Origin of the sequence: Bacillus sp. 522_BSPC, from assembly GCF_001076885.1 — a bacterium.
GTDB lineage: Bacteria > Bacillota > Bacilli > Bacillales > Cytobacillaceae > Niallia > Niallia hominis.
Window position 1 is genome coordinate 1 of record NZ_JVDT01000284.1, and the last position, 8256, is coordinate 8256.

9 protein-coding genes and 2 other annotated features are annotated in these 8256 nt (G+C 35.7%); of the genes, 6 read left to right on the forward strand and 3 right to left on the reverse strand.

Annotated elements, in window-relative coordinates:
• Together tnpA and thrS are read left to right on the forward strand one after the other, a co-directional pair.
• A partial coding sequence (gene tnpA / locus ADJ83_RS23540; protein WP_048718401.1) for an IS200/IS605 family transposase occupies positions 1 to 346 on the forward strand: 346 nt, incomplete at its 5' end.
• Between the two features lie 258 nt (positions 347 to 604).
• Positions 605 to 838, forward strand: a binding site (T-box leader).
• A gap of 35 nt (positions 839 to 873) precedes the next feature.
• Positions 874 to 1101 (forward strand) — a binding site (T-box leader).
• A gap of 44 nt (positions 1102 to 1145) precedes the next feature.
• Complete coding sequence (thrS, locus tag ADJ83_RS23545) at positions 1146 to 3065, forward strand: threonine--tRNA ligase (RefSeq protein ID WP_031535751.1); 1920 nt, start codon at positions 1146 to 1148, stop codon at positions 3063 to 3065.
• A 51-nt stretch (positions 3066 to 3116) separates the two neighbouring features.
• Here the strand turns inward: thrS and ADJ83_RS23550 are convergent, their stop codons facing one another.
• Both ADJ83_RS23550 and ADJ83_RS24660 read right to left on the reverse strand, forming a co-directional pair.
• Entirely contained in the window at positions 3117 to 3539 is a 423-nt protein-coding gene (locus ADJ83_RS23550; RefSeq protein ID WP_031535750.1) for a DUF4395 domain-containing protein, read from the reverse strand.
• Between the two features lie 94 nt (positions 3540 to 3633).
• Positions 3634 to 4023 (reverse strand): helix-turn-helix domain-containing protein, encoded by a 390-nt coding sequence (locus ADJ83_RS24660; RefSeq protein ID WP_031535748.1) that lies wholly within the window; start codon positions 4021 to 4023, stop codon positions 3634 to 3636.
• Positions 4024 to 4190: 167 nt separating this feature from the next.
• Between ADJ83_RS24660 and ADJ83_RS23560 the strand changes: the two genes are divergently transcribed.
• The 3 genes from ADJ83_RS23560 (at position 4191) to proC (ending at position 5663) form a co-directional block, all read left to right on the forward strand.
• On the forward strand, positions 4191 to 4397 hold the full coding sequence (locus tag ADJ83_RS23560) for a helix-turn-helix transcriptional regulator (RefSeq protein WP_031535746.1): 207 nt from the start codon (positions 4191 to 4193) through the stop codon (positions 4395 to 4397).
• Between the two features lie 46 nt (positions 4398 to 4443).
• Complete coding sequence (locus ADJ83_RS23565) at positions 4444 to 4761, forward strand: hypothetical protein (RefSeq protein ID WP_031535744.1); 318 nt, start codon at positions 4444 to 4446, stop codon at positions 4759 to 4761.
• A gap of 92 nt (positions 4762 to 4853) precedes the next feature.
• Complete coding sequence (proC, locus tag ADJ83_RS23570) at positions 4854 to 5663, forward strand: pyrroline-5-carboxylate reductase (RefSeq protein WP_031535740.1); 810 nt, start codon at positions 4854 to 4856, stop codon at positions 5661 to 5663.
• 78 nt (positions 5664 to 5741) lie between these two features.
• Here the strand turns inward: proC and ADJ83_RS23575 are convergent, their stop codons facing one another.
• A complete protein-coding gene (locus ADJ83_RS23575; protein ID WP_231512507.1) occupies positions 5742 to 6311 on the reverse strand; it encodes a YitT family protein in 570 nt (189 codons plus the stop codon).
• A gap of 209 nt (positions 6312 to 6520) precedes the next feature.
• Between ADJ83_RS23575 and ADJ83_RS23580 the strand changes: the two genes are divergently transcribed.
• Positions 6521 to 8170 carry a M20/M25/M40 family metallo-hydrolase gene (locus tag ADJ83_RS23580; RefSeq protein WP_048719230.1) on the forward strand — a complete coding sequence of 550 codons (1650 nt, stop codon included), beginning with the start codon at positions 6521 to 6523 and terminating at the stop codon, positions 8168 to 8170.
• The last annotated feature ends 86 nt before the right edge of the window (positions 8171 to 8256 follow it).

The window sequence follows — 8256 nt, forward strand, 5'->3', positions numbered from 1 at the left end:
AAGAGAGCTATGTGAAAGAAAAGGTGTCATTATACATGAAGCAAATGCCTGTCCGGATCATATCCATATGTTGGTTAGTATTCCACCAAAATTAAGTGTATCGCAGTTCATGGGTTACCTAAAAGGAAAAAGTAGCCTGATGATATTTGATCGACATGCGAATTTGAAATATCGCTATGGGAATCGGAAATTTTGGTGTCGTGGTTTCTACGTTGATACCGTGGGGAGAAATAAGAAACAAATACAAGAATATATAAGAAATCAGCTGAAAGAAGATTATATGGCTGATCAGCTAACGTTGTTCGAAGAATTCGATCCGTTCACGGGTGAGAAAAATCGGAAGTAAATAAAGAAATTCTTTAGAATTGGTGAGTGAATGTGGTGCAGAAGGGAAACCTTTTCAGTGGGCCTTTAAGGCCGAGGCCGGTAAGAGAGGCTTTTAGCCGCAGAGCAAACCACCAGTTCACACTGGTGGTTTTGATTCGCTGAAAAGGTTCTGTTAATAAAGGAAAAACATACTAAATATTTTCTTAGGTGAATAATTTTAATGAAATAATGGTTGCAAATATTTCCATTCTATAATAGAATGTTAAAAAATTGATTATTAGAAGCTTTGATAAGGACATGGGCTACTATTTCGGTTTCCAGAGAGGGAAGAATTGCTGAAAACTTCCTAACGCAGAATAAGTAACTTACCACCTTTGAGTAGCATTGGGGAACCTATTAGTATCCAATGCCGTAGATGCAAGCGTTATTGCTCCAAGCCATGAGAAAACCTTTATATGTTTTTTTTATGGGAAATTGGGTGGAACCACGGGTAAATGCACTCGTCCCTTCTTTCGGGATGAGTGCGTTTTTTGTTTTCAATTTTATAATAAAGCAATGAAAAGGACATGAATTATTTTTACTGTTATCAGAGAGGGAAGAACAGGTGAGAGCTTCCTAGCAAAGGGAAATAATTTACCACCTTTGAGCTATATTGGTGAACTAGAAGTAGTCAATATCGTTTATGCAACGTTACTGCACCAAGCCATAAGAAAACCACTGTGTTTTTTCATGGGAATTTGGGTGGAACCACGGGTAAAGACACTCGTCCCTTTCTTTAGGGATGAGTGTTTTTTTTATACCCAAAAACAAAAAGAGGAGTGAACAAAATGATTAAGGTAGTATTAGCAGATGGAAATAGCAAGGATTTTCCGAAGGGGAGTACGGTCGCTGAAATTGCTGAGTCTATAAGTGTAAGTTTGAAGAAGAAAGCAGTTGGTGCAAAGATAAATGACGAATGGATTGTAGATAGAAGTCATCGCATAGAGGAAGATGTACATTTGTCTATTATAACAATAGATTCCCGAGAGGGTGTTTCTATTATGCGCCATTCCAGCGCCCATGTAATGGCACAAGCGGTGAAAAGATTGTATCCGAATGTTCAGCTTGCAATCGGACCAGTTGTAGAGGACGGCTTTTATTATGATATGAAGCTTGACCATCGTTTAACGGTCAATGATTTAGAAGCTATTGAAACAGAGATGAAAAAAATTATCAAGGAAAATCTTCCCTTTATTCGAAAAGAGGTATCATATGAGAAAGCAAACGAGCTTTTTCAAGAAAAGGAGGAGAAGTTTAAACTGGAGCTTTTAGAGGCAATACCAAAAAATGAACCGATTTCCCTCTATCAACAAGGAGAGTTTATTGATTTATGCCGTGGCACTCATCTTCCCTCTACAGGTTTTATTAAAGCATTTAAATTAATGCGTGTATCTGGTGCTTACTGGAGAGGGGATAGTGAGAACGAAGTATTGCAGCGAGTATATGGAGTTGCATTTTCGAGTCGGCAGGAATTAGCGGAATACCTAGAGATGATAGAAGAAGCTGCTAAAAGGGATCATCGCAAGCTAGGAAAACAATTGGAGCTGTTTATGTTTTCAGAAGAGTCACCTGGCATGCCGTTTTACTTACCGAAAGGACAAATTATTCGCAATGAATTAGAGCAATTTTCAAGAGATCTTCAAGGAGAGGCTAGTTATGAAGAAGTGAGGACTCCGTTGATGATGAATGAGCGAATGTGGAAGCAATCAGGTCATTGGGATCATTACCATGAAAATATGTATTTTTCCGAAGTAGATGAACAAAAATTTGCATTAAAGCCGATGAATTGTCCGGGGCATATGCTTATATTCAAAAATAGTCTCTATTCTTATCGTGATTTGCCCATTCGATTAGCTGAATTTGGTCAGGTACACCGTCATGAATACAGTGGTGCACTAAACGGGATGCTTCGTGTTCGTACATTTTGCCAAGACGATGCCCATCTGTTTGTAAGAGAAGATCAAATCGAAGAGGAGATAAAAAACATCTTTCAATTAATTGATAAAGTCTATCGTACTTTTGGATTTGCCTATACTGTGGAACTCTCTACTAGACCAGAAGATTCGTTGGAAGGGGATGACATCTGGGAATTGGCAGAAGGTGCATTAAAAAATGTTTTAGAACATCTTGAAATAGAATATATTCTTAATGAAGGAGATGGAGCATTCTACGGTCCGAAAATTGATTTTCATATAAAGGATGCTTTAAAAAGAAGTCATCAATGTGCAACAATTCAGCTTGATTTTCAAATGCCAAAGCTTTTTAACCTAGCTTATATTAATGAGAACAATGAAAAAGTCTGTCCCGTTGTTATTCACCGTGCTATATATGGGTCAATTGATCGATTCTTTGGAATACTCATTGAACATTTTGCAGGTGCCTTTCCTGTTTGGCTTGCCCCCACACAGGTTGAAATTATTCCAGTCTCAACTGTTCACTTAGATTATTGCCTAGAAGTTCAATCTGCTTTAAAGGAAGCGGGGATAAGAGTGAAGATTGAGGACAGCAACGAAAAATTAGGGTATAAAATCAGAGCAGCACAAATGCAAAAGATACCATATATATTAGTACTCGGGGATAAAGAAAAAGAACAAAATAAAGTAAATGTAAGAAAGTATGGAGAAGCGGATTCTGAAGGACTATCTATAGAAACATTCAAACATATGATAGAAAAGCAAATAAAAGAAAGAAGTCTGTAAAATAGGAAGGGATTCTATATAAGTTATATGGAATCCCTATGCATTTTCTATTTACAGGCTACGGTTATATTGATATCTTTTCCATTGAAATCGGATAAAACAACCGATGCAAAATCCGAGGATGGCAACGATAGAAGCGACCCCAACCATAATCGTAAAGATGTAGCCGGCAATATTCCAGTTAAGGAAAAAGGAAATAGAGCCAGCAGCCAAACAAACTACAGCAATAATTTGGTTAAACTGTTGTTGATCCCAGTCTTCCTGACGGTATTCCTTCCTTGGTTTTTGGAGAAACAAGCTGGCTAATTTCATAATGGGATTCCAGTGAAACAATAAACCGCCTAATCCTGCTAAAAGAGGAATAAGCAAAATCCAGTATTGCTGCGTAAATAAACTAAGTAAAACAGAAAGAAAAATAATCCATTGGTTAGTACGAACTAATGGCTGTGGAATTGTTTTCGCTAGAGTAGTCACAAAAAACCAACCTTTCTTATAAGAATTATGTATATTATACGCTCTTATAAGAAATTTGTTAAGAATTAAATAAAAACTTGTAAGGTCAATATTCTTACAAGTTTTTATTCTGCTTCTCTTCTTCTAAAAAACTCCATAGTCTATACAGCTGAAGAACCGTTTTTTCTGGGTCGGTTATTAAATGATTATACATAGATGGATATTTCTGTAATTGAGAAAGGAGTAAAGCTTCTTCTATCGTAATTTCCTTTTCTGCCGTTTGATAGGATGCTCTTGCTTCCTTTGTCTCTGAGCGGCCAAGGAGATAATCAATGCTTACATCAAAATAATCAGCAAGTTTTTGTAATGTGTCTGTATCAGGTTTTCGATTACCTGTTTCATACCCTGAGATAGATACCTTTGTCACATTCATTGCATCCCCAAGCGTTTGTTGAGAAATGTTTGCTGACTTACGTAAATACCTCAATCTTTCTGGAAAATTCATCTGAATCAGCTCCTCATTTCGATACTTCTATTATATGTTAACAAATAGCTAACAGTAAATGATGAATATTTGTTAACAAATACGGAATTTTATATTGAAGTAAACTACTGGTTTACGTATAATTTTAATAAAAGGAAAAAAGATGATTGGTAGATGGGGTGTAAAAAATGCATTGGAATACACTGCGTATCATAAGAAAGCAATACGGCTATACCTATCAAATGATGGCTGATAAGCTAGGCATTACAAAGTCATATTATTGGCAAATTGAGAATGGCAAACGAGGATTATCTTATGAACAAGCAGTACAGATATCTAGTATTTTTTCCAAAACACCAGACGAAGTTTTTCTTCCAGATTATATAGTTAAATGATTTTCGCAATAAGAATAGAATTTAATAGGTATGAAGGAGGTTTATAGTGAAGGAGCAAATATACGTAACCGAGGAAAATCTTTTATTAATAAAAGAGGCGTTGGATTTTAGTATAAGAAATGCATCCAAAGGAATTCTATTCATTTTAGAAATGGTAAGCGAGAAAGTAACAACAAGCAACGATTGTACATTAAAGCTAGATGGAATGGAAATGGAAATTATTCTTGTATCATTGATTGAATTTGGGATTAGTTTACTATCATTTCATTCAGAGAAGGGAAATTTATGTATGAAAGAAGCAATTAGAATGGAACAGATCAAGCCGGGGTATCAAAGGAAAAATGGTCCAAAAATTATGTGTTAATTATTCTATTTACTCAATCGATTAGAAGGATTGGTTGATTTTCTTCTCGTACTATGTAAAAGTAAAGAGACTAACGAGAGAGGAAGATCAGAGTGAAAAAAAGAAATGTTGGTTTTATTGGGTGTGGAAAAATGGCCCAGGCGATGGTAAATGGAATGCTTCAATCTTCTTTTGCGAAGAGAGAAGAAATTTTGGCAAGCACAAAGTCGGCAGAGAGCGCACAAAATGTTAAGGAAGCTTTTCAAATAGAAACTACCTTGGATAATAAACAAGTAGCAAGTTATGCGGATGTTCTAATTGTTGCGGTTAAACCACATTTATATGGAGAGGTGTTACAAGAAATCTCCTCTTATGTGAAGGAAGAAACAATCATTGTTACAGTTGCTGCTGGAATTGATATAGCATACATAGAATCTCAAATGTCCAAGCAAATAAAGGTTATTCGCTCTATGCCAAATACTCCTTCCCTTGTAGGAGAAGGGATGACTGTATTTTGTGCAAATGATCGGATGAACGAAAAGGACATTGCTTTTATAAAAGATATGTTTGCATCATTTGGAAAAGTAGAACTGGTAGAAGAAAGTTTAATGGATTCTATTCCAGCCATTAGCGGCTCTTCTCCAGCATATGTGTATATGTTTATTGAAGCATTGGCAGATGGCGGTGTCCGTAGTGGGATTCCAAGAGATAAAGCTTATAAATTGGCTGCCCAATCTGTTTTAGGTGCTGCGAAGATGGTTTTAGAAACAGGCAAGCATCCTGGGGTATTAAAAGATGAAGTATGCACACCTGGTGGAGCAACGATTGAAGCAATCACTACGTTAGAACAGCATCAATTTAGAGGGACAATTTTAGCGGCAATGGAAAGCTGTGACCTGAAAAATAAAAACATGCAAAAATAGCTATGGAATTTATCTGAAAAATTAGTAGGAATAGGGAACGGTGATTCTCCTACTAATTTTTTTTATATCCATTCAAAACTAGATGGAAATCTTCTTTTTTGACAATAATGTCGTAAAGATAGCGACACAGAAAATAGTCATAAAAGAGGCTATAAGTGTAGGAATACCGACAATTTTATAGCCACTTAATAAAACTATACCGTCTATTAAAAAGATGATGATTCCCACATGAATGGATAGGATATTTGCAAGCACTTGGGCAAGAAGGTCTGTTCCCCCGGTGCTTGTCTCAAATCGAAGCATAACCCCAATCCCAACTCCAATAATTACTCCACCGAGAATAGCACTTAATACAAGATTTAGCGAGAAGATTTCTCGTAAAAAAGAAAGTACGTCAATAGAAAAAGAAGAAGTAAGAAATCCGAAAATTCCATAAATGAAATAATCCTTATTATAAAACCAAACAAGTATATACAAGGGTAAACTTAAAATCATCATCGAAAGACCTGTTGGAATGTCATAGTGATAATGAAGGATAAGCCCAATTCCAATAATACCTCCATCTAGAAGATGATGAGGCACTAAAAACCCATTAACCCCAATGCCTATTAGTAAGCTCCCGACAAAAATGGCAGCGATTTTTTCCATCACTAAACATCATCCTAACTTTTCTTGTCCATTTTATTCATATCTATGTGAAAAAGAAGAAAAATAGAAGGGGGTATGTGGAAGGGAAAAATATTTTAATAAGAGAGTCTACTATTATATATAATAATTTGAATAGACAGAAAAATAGGTTGTCAGATAGATAGAATAGCAATAAACTTAAAACTAAAGAAAAACCAGGGGATGAAGGTATGTATAATCAATTGGCATCTTTAACATTAGCACAACAAGTAGAATTTTTGACAAAAAGACTTATTGAAATGGAAAGCTATAGTGGAACAGCAGGAGAATTAGACAAGGCTAACTATTTATATGAAATAATTGCCTCCTTTCCTTATTTTCAGGCATATCCAGATTATGTATGGAAGCAGGACATAGAAGGGGATGAACGGATAAATGTATGGGCTTTTTTCCAAGGCAATTCAAATAAAAAAGAAACGGTGATTTACCATGCACATGTAGATACTGTAGGGATAGAAGATTATGGAAAGCTAAAGGACATTGCTCATGATCCGGATAAACTAGCAGCATTTTTTAAAAGCTATGATGGGGATGAAGAGGCTAGACACGATGCCCGAAGCGGAGATTGGATGTTTGGGAGAGGTTCTCTTGATATGCAAAGTGGAATAAGTATTCATCTAGCAAATATTCTCTATTACATGAATCATCGAGAAAAGCTTGATGGAAATATTCTAATCTTATTCAATGCCGATGAGGAGAATCAGCATGTTGGCATTAGAGGAGCTTTAGGTGAACTCGTTCGTCTTCAACAAGAAAGAGGATTATCCTATGTAGCTGCTATTAATAATGATTTCATTTCGCCTTTATACAATGGAGATCAAACAAAATATGTATATTGTGGGGGAGCAGGAAAGTTATTGCCCTGTTTTTCTATTTTAGGAAGAGAGGCACATGTTGGCGAAAGCTTGCTTGGGATTGACCCGACATTAATTGCTTCAGAGATTAATAGAAGCATTAATCAAAATTTTTCTCTAGCAGAAAAGCTGGATAATGAATTAGTCCTACCGCCTAGCTGTTTGTTTATGAAAGAGAGTAAGCAAAGCTATAATGTTCAAACACCTGTTAGTATCAGAATGTATTTTAATTATTTTATTTATAAAAAAACACCAAGTGATGTATTAGTCTCCTTAAAAAGGATCGCCCAAACTGCATGTGTAAAGATAGAGAACAAATTAGCGAATAACTACACTGCATTTTGTAAAGCGAATAATCTCCCAGAACGGTCGATTAACTGGAAAACAGATGTGATGACAATTCAAGAATATATAGAGTATTTAAAGGAGCATGGAGAAGAACCAGAAAAGCACTTGAATAGCTTACTAAAAAGCTTGCCGGAAGATTTAGATGATCGATTAAAAGCTTTTGAACTAGTAGAAGGCTTACAGCAATTAGATCCAGAAAAGAAGCCTCGGGTTATTCTGTTTTTTGCTACACCATTCTTACCATCTAATACGTTACAAACGGATGAACAGTCCGTTTATTTAAAAGAAGTATTGGAAGAAGTGTTACAAGAGGCGGAAGAGGAGTACAAGGAAGTATTTCCGTTAAGAGGGTATTTCCCTTATTTATGTGACGGTAGCTTCTTAGCATTTAATGGGAATCAAACAGAGATTGAAACAGTGGTCGCAAATTTTCCAGGAATGAATGAATTATTTCCATTAGATTTGGGAAAAATGCAGAGTCTAAATATTCCTGCTCTTAACATTGGTGTATATGGAAAAGGGGGACATAAATGGACGGAAAGAGTATATAAACCCTATACTTTTCAAACTTTGCCTTTACTTATTAGAAAGGTTACAGAGAGATTACTTACACTTTAAAATAAAAAAGAGGCTGGGACAAATCCCTAAATAACTAATCTATAAAGACGAACAATCTCTAATTTAGCTCTTAAATAAAGCTACTT

Bases quoted from the DNA above. Each gene is read 5' to 3' on its own strand.
- ADJ83_RS24660 (WP_031535748.1), bottom strand. From the start codon at position 4,023: ATGAATTTTCCAGAAAGATTGAGGTATTTACGTAAGTCAGCAAACATT.
- ADJ83_RS23560 (WP_031535746.1), top strand. From the start codon at position 4,191: ATGCATTGGAATACACTGCGTATCATAAGAAAGCAATACGGCTATACC.
- ADJ83_RS23575 (WP_231512507.1), bottom strand. From the start codon at position 6,311: ATGGAAAAAATCGCTGCCATTTTTGTCGGGAGCTTACTAATAGGCATT.
- ADJ83_RS23580 (WP_048719230.1), top strand. From the start codon at position 6,521: ATGTATAATCAATTGGCATCTTTAACATTAGCACAACAAGTAGAATTT.